The organism is Natrialbaceae archaeon AArc-T1-2 (assembly GCF_030273315.1).
GTDB lineage: Archaea > Halobacteriota > Halobacteria > Halobacteriales > Natrialbaceae > Tc-Br11-E2g1.
This window is the reverse complement of record NZ_CP127174.1, coordinates 2,187,998-2,211,355: the sequence shown is the minus strand read 5'-3', so window position 1 is coordinate 2,211,355 and position 23,358 is coordinate 2,187,998. Positions and strand designations below refer to the sequence as shown.

Annotated in this window: 21 protein-coding genes and 1 other RNA gene; 13 read left to right on the top strand and 9 right to left on the bottom strand. The window is 65.1% G+C overall.

Annotated features, from left to right (window positions below):
• Window positions 1-510: 510 nt before the first annotated feature.
• Both QQ977_RS11320 and ddh read left to right on the top strand, forming a co-directional pair.
• The gene (locus tag QQ977_RS11320) at window positions 511-1,722 is read left to right on the top strand and encodes an RNA-guided endonuclease InsQ/TnpB family protein (RefSeq protein WP_285925860.1); all 1,212 of its coding nucleotides are present in this window, start codon (window positions 511-513) and stop codon (window positions 1,720-1,722) included.
• A gap of 402 nt (window positions 1,723-2,124) precedes the next feature.
• Entirely contained in the window at window positions 2,125-3,060 is a 936-nt protein-coding gene (gene ddh / locus QQ977_RS11315; protein ID WP_285925859.1) for a D-2-hydroxyacid dehydrogenase, read from the top strand.
• A gap of 10 nt (window positions 3,061-3,070) precedes the next feature.
• On the opposite strand, the gene engB is transcribed toward ddh, so the two are convergent.
• Window positions 3,071-3,688, bottom strand: a complete 618-nt coding sequence (gene engB, locus QQ977_RS11310; RefSeq protein WP_285925858.1) for a GTP-binding protein EngB — start codon at window positions 3,686-3,688, stop codon at window positions 3,071-3,073.
• Between the two features lie 122 nt (window positions 3,689-3,810).
• Between engB and QQ977_RS11305 the strand changes: the two genes are divergently transcribed.
• Window positions 3,811-5,100 carry a TIGR00341 family protein gene (locus QQ977_RS11305; RefSeq protein WP_285925857.1) on the top strand — a complete coding sequence of 430 codons (1,290 nt, stop codon included), beginning with the start codon at window positions 3,811-3,813 and terminating at the stop codon, window positions 5,098-5,100.
• A 3-nt stretch (window positions 5,101-5,103) separates the two neighbouring features.
• Here the strand turns inward: QQ977_RS11305 and QQ977_RS11300 are convergent, their stop codons facing one another.
• Together QQ977_RS11300 and QQ977_RS11295 are read right to left on the bottom strand one after the other, a co-directional pair.
• Window positions 5,104-5,859, bottom strand: coding sequence for an iron-sulfur cluster assembly protein (locus tag QQ977_RS11300; RefSeq protein WP_285925856.1), 756 nt, complete (start codon window positions 5,857-5,859; stop codon window positions 5,104-5,106).
• Window positions 5,859-6,917, bottom strand: coding sequence for an amidohydrolase family protein (locus QQ977_RS11295; RefSeq protein WP_285925855.1), 1,059 nt, complete (start codon window positions 6,915-6,917; stop codon window positions 5,859-5,861). The genes QQ977_RS11300 and QQ977_RS11295 overlap by 1 nt, the downstream gene beginning before the upstream one ends.
• A gap of 248 nt (window positions 6,918-7,165) precedes the next feature.
• On the opposite strand from QQ977_RS11295, the gene QQ977_RS11290 reads away from it, so the two are divergent.
• From QQ977_RS11290 to QQ977_RS11275, 4 genes are all read left to right on the top strand, one after another.
• Window positions 7,166-8,206 carry an NAD(P)-dependent alcohol dehydrogenase gene (locus QQ977_RS11290; protein WP_285925854.1) on the top strand — a complete coding sequence of 347 codons (1,041 nt, stop codon included), beginning with the start codon at window positions 7,166-7,168 and terminating at the stop codon, window positions 8,204-8,206.
• Between the two features lie 276 nt (window positions 8,207-8,482).
• Window positions 8,483-10,510, top strand: a complete 2,028-nt coding sequence (locus QQ977_RS11285) for a sensor histidine kinase (protein WP_285925853.1) — start codon at window positions 8,483-8,485, stop codon at window positions 10,508-10,510.
• Complete coding sequence (locus QQ977_RS11280; protein ID WP_285925852.1) at window positions 10,479-10,919, top strand: response regulator; 441 nt, start codon at window positions 10,479-10,481, stop codon at window positions 10,917-10,919. The genes QQ977_RS11285 and QQ977_RS11280 overlap by 32 nt, the downstream gene beginning before the upstream one ends.
• An 82-nt stretch (window positions 10,920-11,001) precedes the next feature.
• Window positions 11,002-12,279, top strand: a complete 1,278-nt coding sequence (locus QQ977_RS11275; RefSeq protein WP_285925851.1) for a DUF389 domain-containing protein — start codon at window positions 11,002-11,004, stop codon at window positions 12,277-12,279.
• Between the two features lie 15 nt (window positions 12,280-12,294).
• On the opposite strand, the gene pepF is transcribed toward QQ977_RS11275, so the two are convergent.
• On the bottom strand, window positions 12,295-14,085 hold the full coding sequence (gene pepF / locus QQ977_RS11270; RefSeq protein ID WP_285925850.1) for an oligoendopeptidase F: 1,791 nt from the start codon (window positions 14,083-14,085) through the stop codon (window positions 12,295-12,297).
• 109 nt (window positions 14,086-14,194) lie between these two features.
• On the opposite strand from pepF, the gene QQ977_RS11265 reads away from it, so the two are divergent.
• Window positions 14,195-14,674 carry a pyruvoyl-dependent arginine decarboxylase gene (locus QQ977_RS11265; RefSeq protein WP_285925849.1) on the top strand — a complete coding sequence of 160 codons (480 nt, stop codon included), beginning with the start codon at window positions 14,195-14,197 and terminating at the stop codon, window positions 14,672-14,674.
• A 7-nt stretch (window positions 14,675-14,681) separates the two neighbouring features.
• On the opposite strand, the gene QQ977_RS11260 is transcribed toward QQ977_RS11265, so the two are convergent.
• Window positions 14,682-15,845, bottom strand: a complete 1,164-nt coding sequence (locus tag QQ977_RS11260; protein WP_285925848.1) for an AI-2E family transporter — start codon at window positions 15,843-15,845, stop codon at window positions 14,682-14,684.
• 149 nt (window positions 15,846-15,994) lie between these two features.
• Here QQ977_RS11260 and ffs point away from each other — a divergent pair.
• The 3 genes from ffs (at window position 15,995) to QQ977_RS11245 (ending at window position 18,323) form a co-directional block, all read left to right on the top strand.
• Window positions 15,995-16,305: signal recognition particle sRNA (ffs, locus tag QQ977_RS11255), an RNA gene on the top strand.
• Window positions 16,306-16,389: 84 nt separating this feature from the next.
• On the top strand, window positions 16,390-17,718 hold the full coding sequence (locus tag QQ977_RS11250) for a M28 family peptidase (protein ID WP_285925847.1): 1,329 nt from the start codon (window positions 16,390-16,392) through the stop codon (window positions 17,716-17,718).
• The gene (locus QQ977_RS11245; RefSeq protein WP_285925846.1) at window positions 17,715-18,323 is read left to right on the top strand and encodes a flavin reductase family protein; all 609 of its coding nucleotides are present in this window, start codon (window positions 17,715-17,717) and stop codon (window positions 18,321-18,323) included. Before QQ977_RS11250 ends, QQ977_RS11245 begins: the two co-directional genes overlap by 4 nt.
• A gap of 4 nt (window positions 18,324-18,327) precedes the next feature.
• On the opposite strand, the gene QQ977_RS11240 is transcribed toward QQ977_RS11245, so the two are convergent.
• The 3 genes from QQ977_RS11240 to QQ977_RS11230 form a co-directional block, all read right to left on the bottom strand.
• Entirely contained in the window at window positions 18,328-18,747 is a 420-nt protein-coding gene (locus QQ977_RS11240) for an SRPBCC family protein (protein WP_285925845.1), read from the bottom strand.
• A 149-nt stretch (window positions 18,748-18,896) separates the two neighbouring features.
• Entirely contained in the window at window positions 18,897-19,400 is a 504-nt protein-coding gene (locus QQ977_RS11235; protein WP_285925844.1) for a DUF4399 domain-containing protein, read from the bottom strand.
• Between the two features lie 308 nt (window positions 19,401-19,708).
• A complete protein-coding gene (locus QQ977_RS11230) occupies window positions 19,709-20,986 on the bottom strand; it encodes an alkaline phosphatase family protein (protein ID WP_285925843.1) in 1,278 nt (425 codons plus the stop codon).
• 201 nt (window positions 20,987-21,187) lie between these two features.
• On the opposite strand from QQ977_RS11230, the gene QQ977_RS11225 reads away from it, so the two are divergent.
• Window positions 21,188-21,835, top strand: a complete 648-nt coding sequence (locus QQ977_RS11225; protein WP_285925842.1) for a protein-L-isoaspartate(D-aspartate) O-methyltransferase — start codon at window positions 21,188-21,190, stop codon at window positions 21,833-21,835.
• A 44-nt stretch (window positions 21,836-21,879) separates the two neighbouring features.
• Here QQ977_RS11225 and QQ977_RS11220 read toward each other — a convergent pair whose 3' ends face one another.
• Window positions 21,880-22,176 carry a hypothetical protein gene (locus tag QQ977_RS11220; protein WP_285925841.1) on the bottom strand — a complete coding sequence of 99 codons (297 nt, stop codon included), beginning with the start codon at window positions 22,174-22,176 and terminating at the stop codon, window positions 21,880-21,882.
• A gap of 144 nt (window positions 22,177-22,320) precedes the next feature.
• On the opposite strand from QQ977_RS11220, the gene QQ977_RS11215 reads away from it, so the two are divergent.
• Entirely contained in the window at window positions 22,321-23,187 is an 867-nt protein-coding gene (locus tag QQ977_RS11215; protein ID WP_285925840.1) for a translation initiation factor eIF-2B, read from the top strand.
• The last annotated feature ends 171 nt before the right edge of the window (window positions 23,188-23,358 follow it).

Sequence of the window (23,358 nt, the reverse complement as noted above, 5' to 3'; positions counted from 1 at the left end):
GTCGTTGTGCTGACTACACGCTCTGAGTCGGTCACGCCACTCCTGACAGAAGCTGAATAGTTCAAGCAAGTCGTGCTGAACTCAGCGCGAGTGCGGCATCGACTGAGAGTCGATCTACGTGGTAGTGACCGATCAGGACAGGGAAAGTACCTGTATGTTAAGGCGCAACACACATGCGTGAGTAGCTCAAAATAACAGAGGGTATGGACGAGTATTTCGAGGCGTTATCGAACGTTCATCGCCGCAGACTGCTCGTCGCCTTACTCGTCCACAATCCACAACAAGATACCGTAGACGTGCCAGAGGACGTTCACGAGGGGGAGAAGACGTTAGAGGGTCTTCAGACAGAATTCAAAGAAAACCAAGGCGGATTCCCCGCCCTTCCGAAAACCTTCGGTTTTCGGCTTTCGCAAATCTCCGATTTGCGTCAACACCGTGGGCGGGGTTGAAGCCGACACTTGCCGCCACATACCACGAAACATTAAGTACCTCTATCATCTATTGAAACTCGTGGCAGACGACTACCTGAGACGTACCGCAATCACCCGACCCATCCTCACCGACGAGCAACAGGACTTGCTCGACGCCACCATCACTGAGTGGAAAACTGCCTGTAACATCAGTAGCCGCATCGGATGGGACGTTGGTGAGACGCGGAAAACCTACCTCCAGGACCTCGCCTACGACACGGTGTTGGAGGAAACACGTCTCGGGAGCCAGCACGCAATCCTCGCCACCCATCAGGCCGCAGCCGCACTCGATGGTGTCGAAGCAATCGAAGACCTTGACGAACACTACAAAACGTCTCGACCGGAGTTTACCAGTAACACGGTGAAATACGACACCCGGACGATGACGCTGTTTGATGACGGGTCTGTATCGCTCTCCACCGTCGATGGGCGGATTCGGTGTGACCTGAACCTCCCCGACGAAGAAGGCGGGTATCAATACGAATACCTCACCGATGACGAGTGGGAAGTAACGGAGTCTACGCTGTCAAAACGTGGTGGTGACTACTACCTCCACCTCGGATTTCGCAAGCCGAAGCCCGAGAAGCAGGTCGAAAAACAGGATGACGACGAGGACAGGACAGTTCTCGGCGTTGACCTCGGCATCGTCAACATCGCCACCACCAGCACTGCGTACTTCGCATCGGGGAGAGAACTCAGGCACCGCCACCGGGAGTTCGAACGGATCCGTGGGAACCTTCAGCAGACTGGGACACAATCTGCCCATCGGACGATCCAGCAGATGAGTGGGAGAGAATCACGGTATCTCCGTGACCAACTTCATCAGGTCGCTAATCAGATTCTCGAAGAAGCACGCACACACGACTGCGAATACATCGCCTTCGAGAACCTGAAGCACATTCGAGAGCGTGCGCCACCTGTCAAGGAGTTCCACCAGTGGGCACACCGGCAACTCGTTGACCTTGTGGAGTACAAGGCTGAAGCCCACGGGATTCGTGTCGAGCTTGTCAGTCCGAAGAACACGAGTCGTCGGTGTCCCGAGTGTGGGCATACGAGCGAAGGGAATAGGGTGCAACAGGCGGAGTTTGAGTGTGAATCCTGCGGTGCAACACAGAATGCGGATTACGTGGGTGCAAAGAATGTTGGGTGGCGGTTTGTCCGTCGGGGCCTACAGTCGTCTCGGCGGACGGGCGACAGTCAACTCGCCCTGAAGTCAGGAACGGTGACGTCCTCAGGTTTCTGCGAAACCTGATGTGCGAACGAGACGCGACGCGTCTCGTCAACGCCGAACCGGGGATTTGTCTCGTCCGACTAACTACGGTCGGCAGAGGCGGAGTTCACTGACACTGACAAGCCCCGCGCCACCGTGCGCGGGGCAGTTGACTCGTCTCACTAGAATCCCCCATGAATGGTGTTATCCACAGAGGGTGGTTGTTTGTTCTGGTGCAACCATAGAACGCGGGGCATTAATCACTGTGACACGCTCGTCGGAGTCGTACCCGAGCGACAGACCGAAAACCCCTCGCGTCTCACTTCCACGTGGGGCGGCTATGACGAAGAGTTACCCCCACCGAGCCCCGTGTGACGATGGTTTTCACCCGAGCCGCCCGTCTTCGACCGAAGATTGAACCCCGACTCGTTCGTAGCGACGCGTATGCCACCGACTCTCGAGCTGTCGCGACTGGGCGTCCACGAGTCCGTCGAAGCCGTCTTTCCGCCCGACCAGCTCGTCACAGAGCTTTCGGACCTGTCAGTCGACGTCTGCGTGATCGACGACGACCGAATCGACGACTGTGACGCCGTCGTCACCCTCGAGCACCGCGACGCATTCTGGGATCTCGAGTGGGTTCACTCGATCCAGGCTGGCGTCGACCGCTTTCCGTTCGACGCGTTCGAAGAACACGGCACCGTCCTCACGAACAGCACGGGGATTCACGGCCGGACGGTCGGTGAGACCGTCGCAGGCTACCTGCTTGCCTTTTCCCGTCGGCTCCACGTCCACGTCACGAATCAAACCGAGCGGACCTGGGACCGCCCCGCATGGGACGAGGCGTTTACGCTCCCCGGGACGACGGCCTGCGTCGTCGGTACCGGGACGCTCGGACGCGGCGTCGCCGAGGTCGTCGGCTCGCTGGGCGTCCGGACGACCGGCGTCCGTCGCTCCGGCGATCCCGTCCCCGGCTTCGAGGAGGTCTACCCGACCGACGCGTTGCTCGAGGCGGTCGCCGACGCCGCGTTCGTCGTCGTCACGCTGCCGCTTTCTGAGACGACACGCGACCTGATCGACGCCGAGGTCTTCGAGGCGATGCGCGAGGACGCCTACGTCGTCAACGTCGGTCGCGGCGACGTCGTCGACGAGTCCGCGTTGATCGACGCCCTCGAGGCGGGCGCGATCGCGGGCGCGGCACTGGACGTCTTCGAGACCGAACCACTCCCCGATTCCTCGCCGCTGTGGGAGCTAGACGAAGTGATCGTCACGCCTCACTGTGCGGCCTACACGAAAGACTACTACCGCGATGTCGGCGAGCTCGTCCGCGAGAACGTCGAGCGACTCGAGGCCGGCGAGGAGTTGCACAACCGAGTCGTGTGATGAAGAGACGCTAGAAGAACGTGAACAGATCGTCCCGATTCTGCTCGTGGAGGTGCGTTCGTACGGCCTCGGTCAGGGGTTCGATCTGTCCACGCTTGGCGCTGATGGGGGCGATGGTGTCTTGCCACTGTTGCCACGGCGGGTAGAGACCGAGTCGCTCACAGAGTTCGTCCAGGCGCTCGTCCTCGTCGTCGACCTTGTCCATCTTGTTGACCGCGACGACGACGGGGACCTCGAGGTCTCGCAGGAAGTGAAACATCTCGACGTCGTAGGGGACTTCCTCGGGGCCGGAGTGACGGTCGATGATGTCGATCACGCTCTTGCCGTCGACGACGAGAATCGCGACGAGGACGTTCTCGGCGTACGCCTCGAGGTAGTGGACGATGTCGGTCTTGATCTGTTCGCGACGGCCCTCCTCGACGCCGCTCATGAAGCCAAAGCCGGGCAGATCGGTGATGACGAAGTCCTCGGCCGTCCAGTCGTAGTGATTCGGCTCGCGGGTGACGCCCGGTTTCCCGCCGGTGTCGAAGCTGTGACCGGTCAGTTCCCGCATGAGCGTCGACTTGCCGACGTTCGAGCGGCCGACGAGGACGACCTCCGCCTCGCGGTCCGGGCGCGTATCGAACATGCCCGAGGCTACGCCGTCGGCCGGCATAAGGGCCGCGAGACGGATCGGAGCGGCAAGCGGTCGACGACCTCGTCTCACACGTAACCCCGGAATTATGACCCCCGCCTCCGTCATCCTCGACCGTGCGTCTCGTACAGTTGACGATTCCGACGGGCAAACGAGAGACGATCCTCGAGGTGCTCGAAGACGAGGGCATCGACTACGTCGTCACCGACGAGACGAGCGGCCGGGAGTACACGGCGGTCGTCTACTTTCCGTTGCCCTCCCAGGCGGTCGAGTCGGTGCTTGATGCGATCCACGACGAGGGAATCGGGGAGGACTCCTACACGGTCGTCGTCGACGCCGAGACGGTCGTCTCCCGGAAGTTCGAGGCGTTGCGCGAGGAGTACGCAGAGGGCAGCGTCGGCGAGGATCGGATCTCGCGCCAGGAACTGCAGACACACGCCGAGGACCTGACGCCAACCTTTGGCATCTACGTGACGCTGACGGTCGTCAGCGCGCTGGTGGCCACGGCCGGCCTGTTGCTCGACTCGCCGGCGGTCGTCGTCGGCTCGATGGTGATTGCGCCGCTGATCGGTCCCGCACTGGGGGCGGGCATCGGAACGGTGCTCGACGAACCGGACCTGCTGTACCGCGGCGCGAAGTACCAGATACTCGGTGTCTGTCTCGCGATCGGTTCCGCAGCCATCTTCGCGTGGCTGGTCAGGATGGGCAACATCGTCCCACCCGGAATGAACATCGCGGCCGTCGACGAGATCGCCGAGCGACTCGCGCCGGATCTGCTCTCGCTCGTGATCGCGCTGGGCGCTGGCGTCGCCGGCATCCTGAGCATCTCGACCGGCGTCTCGGTCGCGCTCGTGGGCGTCATGATCGCCGCGGCGCTCATCCCGCCCGCCGCAGCAGCGGGCATCGCGATCGCGTTCGGCCAACCGACGGCCGCGATCGGCTCGACGGTACTCGTGTTCGTCAACGTGCTCTCGGTCAACCTCGCGGGGCTGGCCACGCTGTGGTACGCCGGCTATCGCCCCGAGAGCCTGTTCGACCTCGACGTGACCCAGCGGCGGGTTCGACGACAGATCGGCGCGCTCGCGCTCGTCGTCTTGATCCTCTCTGCGTTTCTCGCCGGGATCACCTACACCTCGTATCTCGCCGGCACCTTCGAGGAGGACGCCCGCGAGGACGTCGAGGACCTCCTCGAGGCGGAAGACGAGGAGCTACAGCTCATCGACCTCCAGGTCACCCTCGGCGACGACTACCCGTTCCAGAGTCCCGAGCGCGTCGTGGTCACGATCGGTGGGCCACCCGGCGAACAGTATCCCGACCTCACCGAACGGATACACGACCGGGTCGACCAGCACACTGACGAATCCGTCGAAGTCGAGGTGCGATACGTCGAGGTCGTCGGTCGGTGATTTTCAATCACCGGTGGATTCCTCGAGACGTCCACGTCTCGCTTCGTGGAGGCCGCTACAGATCCCGGCCTGACCGGACATGTTCACCTTCGCGAGTCGTCCCCGGCGGTGGACGACCTCGAACCCGCCGGGGTCGACGACCTCTCCCTCGGGCGTCCTGAACAGCACGTCGTCGGCGTCCGTGGCGACGCCGGTCTCGCGCGCTTTCTCGAGGTAGGACACGAGCGGGGCTGCGGGGACGGTCACTGCCACGGCCCGGTCGTGGAGGTACACCGTCGCTTTCTCACCGTCGCCGATCCCCTCGAGGTCACCGAGTCGGAGGTCGACGACCTGTGCCGGCTCGAGACCGGCCTCGAGCAGCGCCTCGACGGCGTCGTACTGGCGGGCGATCCGGGCCTTGCGGTCCAGTTCCGCCCGGACGGCCTCGACGCCGCCGTCGGCGTCGGGAAACGTCTCTTCGAAGGAACGTCGCTCGTTGACGCCGCGGGTGATCTCCGTTTCGTGCATGTGATCTTCGAGGACGACCGTCGCCGTTTCGACCGACGGCAGCGCCTCGAGTGCGTCGCGGGCGTCGACGGTCATCATCCAGGCAAAGGCCGGCGAACACCACGCCGTCGGGAGCGTGATCGTCACCGTCACCGCCTCGCCGTCGACGTCGATCTCCTCGACGTACTCCAGTTCGACGATCGAGCGATCCAGCTCCGGGTCCGTTACGGGCTCGAGGGCCTCGAGCACCGTGTCTCGCCGCGGTCCCGCCATCAGTCGTCGGCCGCCGCGGGTTCGCCGTAGTGATCCTCGAGTCCGAACTCGGTGCTGATTTCGTCTTCTTGGAACTGGCGTTTCTTCTCCTCGACGTCGATGTCGTACAGTTCGGCGGCGTTTTCGCCCATCACCTTCTTTTTCGTCTCCACGTCCCATTCGACGCCGTACTCCGCGCGGTGTTCCGCGGTGAGTTCGGCCTCCATCACTTCCTCGACGAGCCAGTCGGGGTTCCAGAGTGCGTAGTCCGAGCCAAAGAGCAGGCGGTCCTCGCCGAGCCACCACAGCAGTTCGGACATGATCTCCGAGAACTTGCCCGGTCGATTCTGGGCGAACGGCGCAGCGACCGCGAGGCCGCCGTAGACGTTGGTCTCCTGGGCGGCGATCCAGCAGAAGTCATCGAGCCTGGGAAGCCCGACGTGTTCGACGATAAAGTTGAGTTCGGGGAACGACGACGCGGCATCGTCGACGTCTTTCACGTCGAAGGCGTCGCGGTTCAGCGGCCGGATCGTCGGCCCCTTGTGCGGGTGGATGTTCTCGATGCCGAGTTCGGCACACTTCTCTAAGAACTCGAAGGCCTCCTCGTCGTCGAGTCGCCACCCCTTCGAGTCGTCTCGCCACTCGGCGGTGTACAGTTTCACGCCCGGGATGTCGTAGGTGTCGTGGAGCTGCTCTAAGTACTCGAGGCCCTCCTCGCCGTCCCGGGGATCGAAGGTACCGTTGAGGACGAACCGCTCGGGATACTCGGTCGCGAGTTCGGCGTTTTGTTCGGTTGTGTTGAACCCCTCCTCGTAGAAATCGGTGAGGTACGTCGGCTGGAAGATGGCCATGTCGGCGGCGGCGTTGCCGAAGAGGTCCTCGACCATCCGATCGGGGCCATAGTATCGATACTCCGACATCTCCCACTCGCGCTCTTCCGGCGTGAACGTTGTGTGGTAGTCATAGAAGCACTGGATGAACTCCTCGCCCCCGTTGTGTGTGATGTTCTCTTCGGTCGCATCCCACAGGTGGACGTGTGCGTCGACGACGAACACGTCCTCGCCGTTCTGGTGGTACATTGTGGCATGCGAATACACACCATAGTCCATCACTCTTTCCCTGGCTCTCAGCGAGCGTGACCCTCGCCAAGTCCGTACAATTCCACCAATACGACGTTACTCGTGGCCGTCTCGAGGACGCCGTCGCCTCGCGAGGAAACGACGGCTTGATCGGGACCGGTCGGGCGTACCGCCCCGCGAAATCGGCGGGAACGGCCTGCCGGGCGCGAGGATTTTTATTGCCGTGTGTTGACTCGCAACGTGGACCCATGCACGCCGCGAGACTCCACGAGTACACCGACGACATGAGCGACGCCCTCTCGATCGACGAGGTCGACCGGCCGACGGCCGAGCGGTCCGACGACGTCGTCGTCGAGGTCGAGGGCGCGGGCTGGTGCCAGACGGACAACCACATCATCGAGGGGATGTGGACCGACTACGCCCCACAGGAGCTACCGATGACGCTGGGCCACGAGAATGCGGGAATCGTCGCCAAGATCGGCGACGAAGTCACCCTCGTCGAAGAGGGCGACCCGGTCATCTGTCACCCCGTCCAAACGTGTGGTATCTGTCGACCCTGCCGGCTGGGTGAGGACATGTACTGCGAGAACATGGCCTTCAACGGGCTCACCACCGACGGGGGTTTCGCCGAGTACCTGCTGACCAACGAACGGGCGGTCATTCCGCTTCCCGATGGCGTCGACCCGACCGAGATCGCCCCCCACGCCGACGCCGGCATCACCGCCTACCACGCCGCCAAGAAGGCCGTCGACGAGCTGAACCCCGGCGACACCGCCGTCGCCATCGGCATCGGTGGACTCGGACACATCGGGATCCAGTGTCTCGAGGCGATGAGCGCCGCCGACGTCGTCGCCGTCGACGTCAAAGACGAGGCCCTCGAACTGGCCGAGAACTTCGGTGTCACCGAGACCGTCGACTCGAGCGAGCAGGACCTCCCCGACGTCATCGCCGACCTCACCGACGACGAGGGCGCCCAGCAGGTGCTCGACTTCGTCGGCACCGACGAGACGGCCGGCTACGCACCCGAGATCGTCGCCGCCGGCGGCGACCACCACGTGATCGGCTACGGCGGCCACATCCACGAACCCTGCCAGGCGCTGGTCGACGGCGAGTTCTCCTACCGGGGAACGCTCGTGGGTCAGTACACCGAACTCCAGGAACTGGTCGCGCTGGTCGAACGCGGCGACGTCGAGTTACACACCGACCGGTACGATCTCGAGGAGATAAACACCGTCGCCGAGCGGCTCGAGCACGGCGAGATCGAGGGCCGGGCGGTCGTCACGCCTTGAGAATCGAGGTCGGGAGCGGATCGGGTCGGATCGGGTCGGGTCGGGTCGACGGCGATCGGAATACACGAACGACTCCCTCGAGGTCGGGGTGAGAGACGTCGAGGGAGTCGGTCGTTGAACCAGAATACTATTATTTCCCATACCTTCGACTCCAGATAATAAGACGTAACGCACATTATCGACCCGCTCGTGATAGGCGGTAGTGGACTCGTTGAAACGGCTTCTCTCACGGGCGGGTCGAGACGCACCATCGTCGTTCTCGGCGGGCTGTATATTATGCTTGCCGTCGGTCGCGCTTTCGCTCAGCTAAGTCAGGGCGAACCGGCCGGCAACGTTTTCGTTGTCACCCTGCTGGTCGTCGTTCCTGGCGGGATCCTCGTAGGAAGTGGTTACTGGCTGTCGCGCTCCGGCGTTGCCCACCGGTTCTATCCCGACGTCGCCAGCTGGTGTCTCGGCGGATTCGGCGCGATGACGACGGTGCTCGTCGTCTATCACCTCCAGCCCGAAGGCGGCGTTTCGGATCCCGCGACGTCGGTGCCGATCCTGACGGCGCTAAGCAGCGCCGCGGGCTTTGCCGTGGGCGTCCACGACGGCAAAGCCAAGACGAGAACGCACCAGCTCGAGCAGCGCAACCGGGAGCTGCACGACACACAGGAGACCCTAGAGGACGCGGTCGATCGCCTCGAACGCTACAAACTGTACACCGACGAGGTGCTCGACGCCGTGACCGACGTCTTCTACGTGCTCGAGGCGGACGGGACGCTACAGCGCTGGAACGAGAGCCTCGTCGAGGTGACGGGATACACGGACGCAGAAATCGAGTCGATGAGCGCCATGGGATTTTTCGACGAGGACGAACGCGATCGGATCGAGGACGTGATCGCGGAGGGGTTCGAAACCGGACACATACAGATCGAGGCGGAACTGTTCACGAAAGACGGCGAGTACGTTCCTTACGAGTTCGTCGCCTCGACGCTCGACAACCCGGCGGGCGAGACGGTGCTTGCGGGGGTCGGACGCGACGTCTCCGGTCGAAAGCAACGCGAGCGACACTTGAGACGGCGAGCCCGCCAGCAACAGGTCGTCGCCGATCTCGGACAGCTCGCGCTCGAAACGGACGATCTCGACGAGCTCATGCACGACGCGACCCGGCAGGTGGCGGACGTCCTCGATGCCGAGCACTGCAAAGTGCTCGACCTCGAGGCGGGAAGCGACGACCTCCTCCTTCGCCATGGCGTCGGCTGGGCGGACGGTCTTGTCGGAGAGGAGACGGTGTCAGCCGTCGAGGCGGATTCCCAGGCCGCCTACACGCTCGCAAACGACCGTCCAATCGTCGTCGAGGACCTCGAGACGGAAACGCGGTTCGACGGCCCCGAGTTGTTGACGAGCCACGACGTCCGAAGCGGCATCAGCATCGTCGTCGGTCCGTTCGACGAACCGTGGGGGATCCTCGGCGTGCACGACACCGCCCGCCGAACGTTCACCGACCAGGACGTCACGTTCGTCCAGAGCGTCGCCAACATACTCGCGGAGACGATCGAACGCTACCAGTACCAGACGGAACTCGAACAGCTGGTCGCCGACCTCGAGGAGTCGAACGAGCGGTTAGAGCAGTTCGCGTACGCGGCCTCACACGACTTACAGGAGCCGTTGCGGATGGTCTCGTCGTACCTCCAGCTCATCGAGCGACGCTACGAGGACGAACTCGACGAGGACGGCACGGAGTTCCTGTCGTTCGCCGTCGACGGGGCCGACCGGATGCGGTCGATGATCGACGGTCTGCTCGAGTACTCCCGGGTGGAAACGGAGGGCGATCCGTTAGAGCCGGTCGATCTGGAGGCCGTCCTCGAGGACGTCCGCGACGACCTCCAGGTCAAAATCGACGAGACCGACGCGACGATTACGGCGGCGTCGCTTCCACGCGTCAGCGGCGACCCGAACCAGCTCCGACAGCTGTTCCAGAACCTCTTCGAAAACGCCATCGAGTACAGCGGCGACGATCCACCACGGATTCACGTCTCCGCAACCCGGAACGGCACGGAGTGGACGGTATCGGTCCGCGACGAGGGAATCGGGATCGATTCGGACGACCAGGATCGCGTCTTCGAGTTGTTCCATCGTGCACACAGTCGTCACGAATCCAGCGGCACGGGAATCGGCCTCGCGCTCTGTCAGCGGATCGTCGAACGTCACGGCGGCACGATCCGGGTCGACTCAGAGCCCGGTGAGGGAACGACGTTTTCATTTGCGCTCCCCGCGATAGGTGAACACAATGAGCGGCCAAGACGGGCCAGATCCGGTTGACATCCTTCTCGTCGAAGACAATCCCGGCGACGTCCGACTCACACGGGAGGCGTTCAAAGATGGGAGCATTGCGAACAATTTACACGTCGTCGAGGATGGGGTCGACGCACTCGAGTTCTGTCACCAGCGCGGCGACTACGTCGACGCACCGCGTCCGGCGATTATTCTGCTCGATCTGAATCTCCCTCGAAAAAACGGCGAGGAGGTGCTCGAAGAGATCAGAAACGATTCCAATCTTCAGACGATTCCGGTGATCGTCCTGACGAGTTCGGACGCACACGACGACGTCGTCAGGTCGTACGAACTCTGTGCCAACGCCTACCTCAGAAAGCCCGTCGACCCCGACGGGTTCATCGACGCGATCCGATCGCTCGAAGAGTTCTGGCTCTCGGTCGTTCGCTTGCCCTAGCGTCGAACCTTCGTCCGGCACCGAACAATCCCGGGCGAGCGCATGGCAGAGGTTTTTCCCGATACCCGTTCTCGAACGTTCCGTGCGTCTCCTCCGGATCGCCGTCGCCCGCGACGACCTCGAGGCGGCCCGCGAGGTGCTCGCGGACGCGGATCTGACGTTCGTCACGCTCTCGCTCGAGGACAGGAGCGACCATCGAGAGATGGTGTTACTCGAGGTTCCGGTACCGAGCAACGCCGTCGGGAACGTCCTCGATGCCCTCGAGGAGCGCGGGATAGAGACGGGGGAGTACACGATCGTGGGGAGCACCGAGACGGCGGTAACCGAGACCGCAGAGCTGCTCGAGGAGCGATACGCGGGCGAGTACGAGCCCCTAACTGGCGTCGAGTTACGCACCAAAGCGCGGGACCTGAGCCGCGATACGATGTCCTACGTTGCGTTGATGGTCTGCAGCGCGCTGATCGCAACCGCCGGGTTGTTGCTCGACTCGCCAGCGATCGTCGTCGGCTCGATGGTGATCGCGCCGATCATCGGGCCAGCGCTCACCGCGAGCGTCGGTTTCGTGACGAGCGATCGGAAGATGATCGTCGACAGCCTCTGGATGCAGCTGTACGGTCTCGGACTCGCGGTCGGGGCCGCGGCGGTACTCGGTTTCGGGTTCCGGTTCGGTGGCTTCACCCCGGACACGCTCGAGCTGTCCACGCTCGAGCTGTTCGGCGTGCGGCTCGCTCCGAACGCGCTCTCGCTGGTCGTCGGGCTGGCCGCCGGGGCAGCCGCCGGGATCGGGCTGACGACGAAGGGGCCGACCTCGATCATCGGCGTCATGATCGCCGCCGCGTTGATCCCGACGGCGGCTGCGACCGGGCTCTCGATCGCCTGGCTCGAGCCGGCGCTCGCGATCGGGACGGCGACCTTGCTGGTCGTGACGATGATCCTGATCAACCTCGCCGTCCTCGCCGTCCTGCTGTCGTTCGGCTACCGGCAGAAAGAGCGTCCCGACCGGAATCGAGCCACCGACCGGTCGCTCGTGAGCGTCGGCATCCTCGCGATCGTCGTCGTTGGACTCACGCTCTCGGTCGGCGTCGCCACGGCCGAACAGGTCGCCGTCGACAGGTCGGTCGCGAGTGCCACGGACGAGACGCTCGAGGACCCCGCCTACGAGAACCTCAGTGCCGTCTCGATCCAGACTCAGTACGGGGATCTGTCGCCGTTTACCGGTCCGCGGACGGTGACGATCGTCCTCGCCGAAGAGGGCGAGGCCGACTCCGACGCGTTCGCAAGCGACGTCGCAGACCGGATCGAGGACCGAACCGGCGAGTCGGTGGCGGTCCGTGTCGAGACCGTCGAGTACGCCGCCTAACCTCCCCCGTTCTCGCTACGTGAGCGACGCCATCTCCTCGAGACGTCTCTCGTAGCTCGCGAGTGCGCGTTCGATCGGCTCGGACGTGCTCATGTCGACGCCGGCGGTCCGCAAGAGCTCGAGGGGGTACTCCCGGGAGCCGCGCCGGAGGAACTCGCGGTAGTCGGCAGCGGCGTCGTCGCCCTCTTCGAGGATGCGCTCGACGATGGCAAGCGCCGCCGAGATGCCGGTGGCGTACTGGTAGACGTAGAAGGCCCGATAGAAGTGCGGGATCCGCATCCACTCGCGGGCGATGCGGTCGTCGAGGACGGCCGGTTCGTAGTATGCGTCTTTGAGCCCGCGGTAGAGTTGGTCTAAGCGGTCGGCAGTCAGCGGCTCGCCCGCTTCCTCGAGTTCGTGGACGCGGTGTTCGAACTCGGCGAACAGCGTCTGGCGATACAGCGTCGAGCGCACCCGCTCTACGAACTCGTTCAGGACGTGACGACGGAACGACTCGTCGTCGACGGTCTCGAGTAAGTGTTCGGTGAGCAAGGCCTCGTTGACGGTGCTCGCGACCTCGGCGACGAAGATCTCGTAGTCGGCGTAGACGTAGGGCTGTTCGTCTTTCGTCAGCTCGGAGTGCATCGAGTGGCCGAGTTCGTGAGCCAGCGTGAACATCGAGGAGACGTCGTCCTGGTAGTTCATCAGGATAAAGGGCTGGGTGTCGTAGGTGCCGCCGGAGTAGGCACCGGACTGCTTGCCGTCGGTCTCGTAGACGTCGACCCACTGGGAGTCGAGTCCCTCGGCGACGCGGGACTGGTAGGCCTCGCCGAGCGGGGCGAGTGCCTCGACGATGTGCTCACGGGCGTCGTTGTACTCGACATCGGGGCCTTCGCCGCCGGTCAGCGGCATGTAGATGTCCCACATCCGGAGCTCGTCGACCTCGAGGGCCTCGCGTTTGAGTTCGGCGTGGCGATGGAGCGTCTCGAGGTTGTCGGTGACCGTCTCGACGAGGGTGTCGTAGACGGAGACGGGCACGTTCGGGCCGTCGAGGGCGGCCTCGCGGGCGGTGTCGTAGTTCCGTGCTTGGGCCAGTTTCACGTCGGCTGTGACGCTTTTCTCGTAGGTCGTCGAGACCGTGTTGCGCATCGACGCCCACTCGTCGAAGTACCCCTCGTAGACGCGCTGGCGGAACTCCCGGTCGGGCCGCTTGAGGAGGGTGACGACGTTGCTCTGGGTGATCTCGACGGGCTCGCCCTCGGGGCCCTCGACGGTCGGAAACGCCATGTCGGCGTTCGAAAGCATGGTGTAGACCTCGCCCGTCGCACCCGTCACCTCGCTTAAGTCCGCGAGCAGTTCCTCGACCTCGCTCGAGCGAGTGTGAGGTTTCATCCGGAGGACGTCGTCGACGTAGTGGTCGTAGGTCTCGAGGTCGGGCTCGGCTGTCCGGAACTCGTCGAACTCCTCGCGGGAGAGCGACTGGAGTTCGGGCTCGAGAAACGACGCCGCAGACTGGGCGTCGGTGACGAGCGACTGGGCGCGTGCGAACATCGCCTGGGCCTCCTGGTTGGTCGTGTCCTCGTCGCGGCGCATCCGGGCGTAAGCTGCGACCGTCGAGACCTCTCGCATAACCGAATCGCGCAGTTCGAGCACCTCGAGCAGGGTCGTGGCGTCTTCGGTCGCCGTTCCTTCGTAGGCGGCGAGCTCCTCGATCAGGTCGGAGACCTCTTCGGAGGCGGCCTCCCAGTCGTCGTCGGTCGCGTAGACGCTCTCGAGGTCCCACTTGTACTGCTGGTCGACCTCGGAGCGGTCGGGGACGGAACTCATGGCCCTCGCTTGGGTCCGGCGACTGCTAAAGGTTGTCGAACCGGCGGTCGCGCCCGGCTCCGGCATCGGAATCGCAAGGCCTTACGACACCGATCCCCGACGGACGGCCATGAGCACGATTCGAGTCGTCTGGGGGGCGGCGACGGCCCCGACGGAGATGGCCGCCTACGACGCCGCACTCGCCGACGCGGGGATCGAGAACTACAACCTCGTCCCTGTCTCCTCGGTGATCCCCGCCGGCGTCGACGTCGAGGCAGTCGGCACCGCGCCCGACCTCGGCCCCGCCGGGAACCGCCTGACCGTCGTCGAGGCGGCGGCGACGGCCGCGGGACCGAGCAGCGTCAGCGCGGCACTCGGCTGGGTGCAGTCCGTCGAGGACGGCCCTGGACTGTTCTACGAGGCCGCCGGCGAGATCGACGCCGCCGACGTCGAGACTCGCGTCCTCGAGGGCCTCGCCGCCGGGAGCGACCTTCGGGAGTGGGAACTTGGCGATCCCCGCATCCGCGTCGAGACGGCCCGCGCTGAGTCGGGGACGTACACAGCGGCGGTCGTGATCGCGGTCTACGGCGAGAGCGAACCGATCGTCTGATGACGGGTCACCCCTCTCGAGTGTCGCTCGATGGACGTTCCGCCCCGCCGCGCAGTCGAACGCCGACGAGTCCGGGCTCCGGACGCGACCCGGACTCGAGTGTCCCGGGTTCGCGTTCACGCTCGTACTCGTGCTCGTGTCTGCGCTCGCGGGTCGAGTCCCGTTCTCGCGCGTACACTTCGAGGATCGTCTTGGACGCACCGAGGATGACGGGGCCGAAGAAGATGCCTAAGATGCCGAAGATGGCGACGCCGCCGAAGATGCCGACGATGACGGTCGCCGCGTCGAGGTCTGCGCCCCGACCGACGGTAATCGGCCGGAGGAAGTTATCGGAGAGGCTGACCAGGCTCCCGTAGACGAGCAAGAACGCGCCGGCGAGCAGCTGGTCGACGACGGCCAGGTAGATCGCGATCGGTGCCCAGACGGCGAACGCGCCGACGAGAGGCAACAGCGCGAACAAAAACGTGAGGATCCCAAAGAACGCGAGGCCCGGAATTCCGACGATCGCCAGCCCGATCACCGTCAGAATCGCCTGGACGGCCGCGACGGCGACGTTCGCGACGACCGAGGCGTACATGAGCCGGTCGAGCCGGTCGATCAGTTCCGCTTGCACCTCCTCGCGCAGCGGCATCACCGACGTGGTCCACTCGAGGAGACGGTCGCCGTCACGCAACAGCGAATAGAGCACGAACAACAACACGAGCACGCCGATCAACACGCCCGGCAGTCCGCCGACGATCCCCAGGGCATCGGCGGCGAGTCCGCGTGCGCCGGCCTCGATCGGCTCCTCGAGCGCCCAGTACAGCGCTTCGACGTCGACGTCGATGCCGTACTCGGCCAGCTGTGTCTCGAAGGCGTCGACGTCGACGTCCCCGGCCGCGAGTGCGTCCGCGAGCTCGAGTGCCTGTTCGACGGCGACGCTTACGAGGACCGTGATCGGAGCCAGGATCGCGATCGTCGCGACGACGAGTCCGACGAGTGCAGCGACGGACCGACCGAGACGGGGTGCGAGCGTCCGCTGGAGCGGGAACAGGACGTACGCGAGGACGACGGCCGCGAGGACGTACGTGAGATACGGTAAGACGACGAGTACGGCGAGGACACCGACGACGACGGCAAGTACCTGCAGCGTTCGTCGTTCGCCGTCGTCGACTGTCGCTCGCTGGTCCATAGCGGGCGTACGATACTCTCGGTCATAAATTCGCAAACTCCCTCCCGGCCGAGGAGACGGTGCTTCGCCCCGCTCTGATGTCGGTCCGCCCCCACGCCGGGTGCCGGTTTCGAAGGCGAAAGGCCCTTAAGCGGGAGGCGACTAGAAGAAACTGGACTAGGTCGGGCAGCTAGGCCCTGCTCACAACCCGCCTTATGGCCTTTAGCGGGGACCGAAGCCCGCGGGCGTCCGGTCAGACCGGCCGGGGCCCCGGGAGCGAACGTGGAAGCCTCGTCCGTCGGGGACAGCGGTCCACGGTGGCCGTCCGCAGGGACACCCCATCGTGGTTAACCGGCGACAGCCCATCAGGCGCGGAAGCGAGCAGTGGACCGTCGGACACCTGTCGCTCGACGGGTCGCGGGGTGGAGAACGCGACCGGGATTCCCCCGACCGGAACGCCGGGCAATCGCGGGGTCCACCATTCATATCACATTCGACGGCCGAGACGCGTCTCCGTCGTCACTGATTTCCGAACGGTTAGGTGCTACCACCGACAGGGACGACTATGGCCACCTGGATCGGTGACGTATTTACGAGCGACGTCGGCTGGAGCCACCTCGAAAACCTCGTCGACGTCGGTACCCGTATGGCCGGCAGCGAGGGCGAGCGTGTGGCGGCGGAACTGACCCGCGACGCCCTCGCCGACGCCGGCGCGCGAAACGCCCGCCTCGAGCCCGTCGAGATCCAGGGCTGGACGCGAGGCGACAGCGAAATCGACGCCGGCGACGACCGCCTCGAGTGCATCGCCCTACCACGGAGCCCGGCCGAGACGGTCACGGGACCGCTCGTCGATCTCGGCTACGGCCTCCCCGCGGACTTCGAGACGGCCGACCTCGAGGGGGCGATCGTCGTCGTTCGCAGCGACGTCCCCGACTACTACGATCGGTATCTCCACCGACGGGAGAAGTACTACCACGCCGTCGAGCACGGGGCCGCCGGCTTCGTCTACCGAAATCACGTCGATGGACAGCTGCCGCCGACGGGCAGCGTCGGCACCGACGACCACCCGATCGGCGAGATTCCGGCGGTGGGCGTCTCGAGCGAGACCGGTGCGCGTCTCTGTCGTCGCTACGAGGACGAACCCGTCTCGGTCGCCGTCGACGCCGAGATCGGGCCAGCAGAGAGCCAGAATGTCCACGCCGAACTCGGCCCCGACACCAACGAGCGAGTACTCGTCACGAGCCACATCGACGCCCACGACGTCGCCGAGGGCGCACTGGACAACGCCGCCGGCACCGCCATGGTCGTCGAACTCGCGAACGCGCTCGCGGCCCGCGAGGACGACCTCGAGACCCGCGTCGAGTTCGTCGCCTACGGCGCGGAGGAGGTCGGCCTCGTCGGCTCACACCACCACGCCGAGACCGTCGATCTCGCGTCGATCGCGGCGGTCGTCAACAACGACGGGGTCGTCGGGAACCGGACGCTGTCGCTTTATACCCACGGCTTCGACGACCTCGAGGCCGCCGCCGAGACGGTCGCCGACCGGTACGACCACCCGATCGAGACGGTGCCCCGACAGAGCCCCCACAGCGACCACTGGCCGTTCGTCGCCCACGGCGTCCCGGGCTATCACGTGACGAGCACGTCGGATGACCGCGGCCGCGGCTGGGGGCATACGGCCGCGGACACGCTCGAGAAACTCGAGCCCCGCGACCTCCGCGAGCAGGCGATTCTCCTGACCGATCTCGTCGTCTTCCTCGCCCGCGAGGACGTCACGATCGACCGACGCGACCGGGACGCGATTGCGGCCGACCTCGAGGCCGAGGACCTGGCGACCGGGATGCGGGTCACCGGTGACTGGCCCGACGACGACGGGACGGGGGCGAGCCGATGACCGGGACCGACGACGCGATCGCGATCGACGTCGACGACCGCGAGCGATCGCTGTATCGCGTGCTCTCGAGTCTCATCGTTCCCCGGCCGATCGGCTGGGTGAGCTCTCACAGCCCCGACGGCGTCGACAACCTCGCGCCGTACAGCTTCGTTACGGTGGCGTCGGTCGAGCCACCGGTCGTCCTGTTCGCGCCCGTCAACGGCCCCGACGGGCTGAAAGACACCCCGCGCAACGTCCGTGCGACCGGCGAGTTCGTCCTCAACCTCGTCACCGAGGAACTGGCGGAGGCGATGAACGAGACGAGCGCGACGCTGCCTCCCGGCGAGAGCGAGTTCGACCACGCCGACCTCGAGCGAGCCGACTCGAGCGTCGTCGACGTCCCGCGCGTGGCCGGAGCGACGGCGGCACTCGAGTGTACCCGCCGGGAGCTGATCGACGTCGGCGGCTCGACGCTCGTCCTCGGGGACGTCAGGTACGTCCACCTCGACGAATCGGTGACGACCGACGGGCGGGTCGACGTCGGCGAGGTCGACGCCATCGGGCGGCTGGCGGGGAGCCAGTACACCCGGACCGACGACCGATTCTCGCTGGAGCGTCCGCCCTGACTCGTTACACACCTTCCTCGAGACAGTCCGCGAGCGCCTCGAGGGCCCGCAGACAGACGGGGACGTAGCCCGCGGCGACGGTGGGGAGCTCGAAGACGATCCGACAGCGCTCCTCGCCCAGGGTCTCGACCCGGTGGCAGGTCGCGGGAACGCACGCGACGTTCCACGTCCAGGATCGGGCCTCGGGATCGCAGTCGGTGATCTCGAACGGCAGCCACGGGCCGGCGGCGAGCTGAATCCGGCCGGTCGTGCCGGTCCGGATCCGCCGGTCGGTAGCCTCGACGCCGGTGATCGTCGGGCCCCAGTCGGGCCAGCGGTGGGTGTCGACGAGGAGGTCCCACGCGGCTGCCGGCGGTTCGGCGACGACGTGGGAGACCTCGAGGCGGGTCCCGTGTGAGGCAGGGACGGTCCGGACCTGTGTCATAGCGGGAGCTTCGGCGTCTGTCACCCTATACGCTCGGTTCGATACCCTCCAGTGCCGGGAGCCGTTCTCATACGGACCGTTGTCCGCCTGTCCCGGCGCACCCGCGACCGTTCTGCGGTTGCACCGGGACATCGGCACAGCAACCCGTATCACTCCTCGACAGTGATCGTGATCTCGTCGGTCTCGCCGAACGCGCGATGTGGCCCGTCGGCCAGCTGGAGACACAGGTCGTACTCGCCGGGCTCGAGTTCGATCTCTCCCTCGGACTGGCCGTCGCCCCAGTGATAGAAGCCGTCCTCTTCGGCCTCGTCGCTCGGACCGGGGAAGGTCTCGCCGTCCTCGAGACAGTCCTGGTCGACGAGCACGTGCAGGTGTCCCTCGCCCACGACGGCCTCGCCGGCCGGCGCGAGTTCGACCCCCTCGACCTCGGCTTCGATCTCGACCGGCGACTCGACCGTGTCGCCGTCGTCCGGCGTCACGAACATCGCGGCGGCGTCGTCGGGTTGGTCCTCGACGCCGACCTCATCGTCTACCTCCTCGTCGTCTACCTCCTCGTCATCGTCTTCTACCGGTTCGTCGTCGTCGCCGATACAGCCGCTCAGCGCCACCGCACCCAGCGCGACGAGTCCCCCGAACCGTCTGCGCGTATACATTGTCGTTTCGGACTGCATGAGTGGGATATCATCACAATTAATAATCAAACTTTGTATGTGGCACACGTCCGGACCGTTTCCGGCTCGTGATTCTACGGATCGCTCACTTTTGCTGAGATCGATCCCTGGGTCGGCGTAGTCGATGATCGAAGTCGAGAACCTCCGCAATGAGTACGGCGGATTCGTCGCCGTAGAGGACAGCACGTTCTCGGTTGAACGCGGCGAGATCTTCGGCGTCGTCGGGCCACGATCGCGAGGATGCCTATCGGGCGTCCAACGAGGGCCGGGTCGATGCCTCGTCGCTGTGATCACCCCCGGAGCGTATCGAGGCGAGCCGTGGCAAACGGCACCAGCATCTCCGCCGGGGTCAGCCCGCCGTGCATCCCGACCAGCTTGCGATCCCCGGCCCGCCAGCAGACGCCGCGATTCCGGTGAACGGCGATCAGGTCGCCACACCGTTGGTCGAACAGCCCGGACCGCGAGCCGAGTCCGAACAGGTCCCGCTCGAGTGCCTCCCGCCGGTCGAACACCAGCCCGTCGAGGTTTCGCTCGAGGATTTCCCGGGCGTCCGCGAGCCGGTCCGGCCGGACGTGGACGTGAACGTTTCGCGGGCTGCCCGTCGGGAGCCGGGGCTCGCCGTCGGCGTCGCGTCGAAACGTCTCCTGAAGTCGGTCCCAGTCGTCCCACGCGGTCGGGTCGACGTTCTCTTCGGGGACGGTGTCGACGATTCCGTGGTCGGCCGTCACGATCAGTACGGTTCGTTCGGCGACGGCCGGGGCGAGCTCCTGGAGCAGTTCACGCTCGAGCGCGTCCGCGATCTCACCGAGGGCCGTCCGGTAGCGTCGAGTGTCGGTCCCACCGGCGTGGGCGAGTTCGTCGAGCGTCGGCTCGTAGGCGTGGACGAGCGTCGGCCCGGCGGCGGCCTCGAGCGTTCGTCGAATCGAGCGGGCGAACTCGCTCGCTCCGTCGTAGCCCGCCCGTTCGGCACCGGCGGTCGCCGCCCGCGTGTATCCGGAGCCGACGTAATCGGCCGGCTGGATCGTCCACACGTCGATTCCGGCCGCACGCGCTCGTTCGTACAGCGACGTCCCCGCGAACAACTCGTTCGCGTCCGCGTCCGGAGCGACGTCTACGAGCGCCTCGCCCGAAAGCGTCGTAAACGGAAGCGTCACGACGTCGCGACCGACGGACTCGAGGTACTGGTACCAGCCGAGCAGTCCGTGCTCGATCGGATCGCGCCCCGTGTAAAGCGTCGTCAGCGCCGACGCCGTCTCCGATGGGTATACCGACGTCAGCGGCGTCACCGTCCCGCGGATGGTGAGTCGCGAGAGGAACGCGTGGTCGCGGTACGCACGCTGCCACACCTCGTAGCCGAACCCGTCTACCACGACGAGAACGACGTGGTCGACGGCGGTCGCGACGTCCTCGAGGACCCGATCGGGAAGCGCCCGGTCGAACCCGGACGAGAGCATCGCGAGCGCCGTCTCCGGAACGTTCGCGACGCAGTAGTCCTCGTAGGCCGGAAACAGAACGCCGTCCTCGAGTCGCTCCTCGCGGAGGCGTCGTTCGATCCCGTTCTGTCCCATGGGCTCGTCTACGGACCCCGAGAGTAATACTGTCGGTCATGGACCGGTGAGCTGGTGTCCGGGTGATCCGGCCGTTGAACGTGTGTCTGGCCGTGCTGTCACCAGCCGTGTTCACGTCGCTATGACCGACAGTATAAACGAGCGGTGGCGGGTGTCTACCGCACCGACGGGTGTTTGCACCTCGCCGTCGTACGCTCGAGCGTGAGCGTAGACCCCACGGAGGCGCGCGAACGGCTGGTCGAGCACGTCGACCCCGAACTCGAAGCGACCGAAGACGCGCTCCGGGCCGTTCCCAGACACGAGTTCGTCCCAGAGGCGTGGCGAGACGCGTCCTACGCCGACCGACCGATCCCGCTCGGGGAGGGCGCGACGATCAGCGCACCGAGCATCGTCGCCGAGATGTGTGACCACCTCGCACCCGAGCCCGGCGACGACGTCCTCGAGGTCGGCACGGGCAGCGGCTATCACGCCGCCGTGACGGCCGAGATCGTCGGCCCGGAACACGTCTACACCATCGAGTACGACCGCGACCTCGCCGAGCGCGCCCGGAAACGGTTCGCCGAACTCGGCTACGACGAGATTTCCGTCCGCGTCGGCGACGGCCGGGCAGGCTGGCCCGAACACGCCCCCTACGACAGGATCTACCTGACCTGTGCCGTCCGGGCGTTTCCTGATCCAATCTGTGAGCAGATTCGCGAGGGTGGACTCGTCCTCGCGCCGATCGGGATCGCCGAGCAGCGACTCGTCCTCGCGAAGAAAACGGACGGACGCCTCGAGCGCCTAGACTGTGGCCCCGTCAGTTTCGTTCCGATTCGGGGGCCAGACGTGAGCGACCACGACGACTTGTAACTGTCTCGGACGACAGCATCGACGTCCACCGTTGTCCAGTCGTATCAATCGACGTCGGTGGTCGTCTCGTCGATGATCTCGATCTCTTCGCTCTCGGCCCGTTCTCTGCCAGCACGCCCTTCGAGGACGTATCCGACGACGCCGGTCGCGATCAGGCCGACGCCGACGGCGCGAGTCGACCTGACCAGCCAGGGCTTTGGCTCGAGGTCGCCGACGTTCTCGAGGCCACAGTTCCAGAGTCTGGCGTCGAACGAGACCGCACGGCGGGGCGAGAGGAGAGCGAGCAGTCCGCTCACGATCAGCCAGACGTATCCGGACCGTCTAATCGTTGCCGTATCCATACGCCAGGTATCGCGGCGAACGACAGTAATTATTTCGAACCGGTCGGTACTCGAGACGCACACGCGTCGACGAAGTGTTCCGGGACGTGATCCCGAGTCGATTTTCCCGGAAGGTCTTTTGTGTAGACGAGAGTCAACTCCGGTATGATCGACGAGACAGTCGAGGAGATTCAGGCAATGCAGACTCACAGCTCCTCGGTGGTCGCCGTAAAGGCGACCTGGGCGCTCGAGGAGTTGCTCGACCGGGAGTACGCCACCGTCGAGGAGTACGTCCGCGCACTCGAGCAAAACGGCACGGTGCTTAGACAGGCGAACCCCTCTCACGCCTCCCTGCAGAACGCGGTCCGGGACGTCGTCGACACCGTCGCAGACGGCGAGTACGCCGACGTCGACGACGCGAAAGCACGCACCGCAGAACGAATCGACGAGGTCGTCGCCCGCATCGAGTCCGGCAAGCGACGGGCCGCCGAGAACGCGGCCGACGTCCTCGACGACGGCGCGACGCTGCTGACTCACGACTACTCCTCGACGGTCCTCGAGGCCCTCGAGTACGCGACCGACGCGGGCAAGACGTTCGACGTCTACGTCACGGAGGCCCGGCCGCGGTACATCGGCCGCAAGACCGCCCGCGCACTCGCGTCGATGACCGGCGTCGAGGCCACGTTGATCACCGACAGCGCCGGCGGCCACTACCTCGAAGAGTGCGACCGGGTCGTCGTCGGCATGGACTGCATCGTCGAGGAGACGCTGTACAACCGCGTCGGCACCTTCCAGCTTGCGACCGCGGCGAATCACCTCGAGGTTCCCGTCACCGTACTCGGCTCGTCCTCGAAGCTCGTCACCGAGGGCTTCATCTTCGAAAACGAGTTCCGCCCCGGCAGCGAGGTGTTGCCCGAACCCGCCGAGGGCTTCGACGTGGAAAACCCCGCCTACGACGCGACGCCCGTTTCCTTGCTCGAGAGCGTGATCACGGACGAGGGACGGGAGACGTTTCCTGACGCTCGTGACTGACGGTCGGACTGTCACAGCGTGACCTCGACAGCGTCGCTCGTCACATCTCACTCTCGAGTTCGTCGAACAGTGTCGCCGTCTTCCGTTCGGGATTGGATAGGTAGACGGTCATTCGACACACGTTCGCCATAAAATACTATTATCGGTGTGGTAAGTCATACACAAACACAG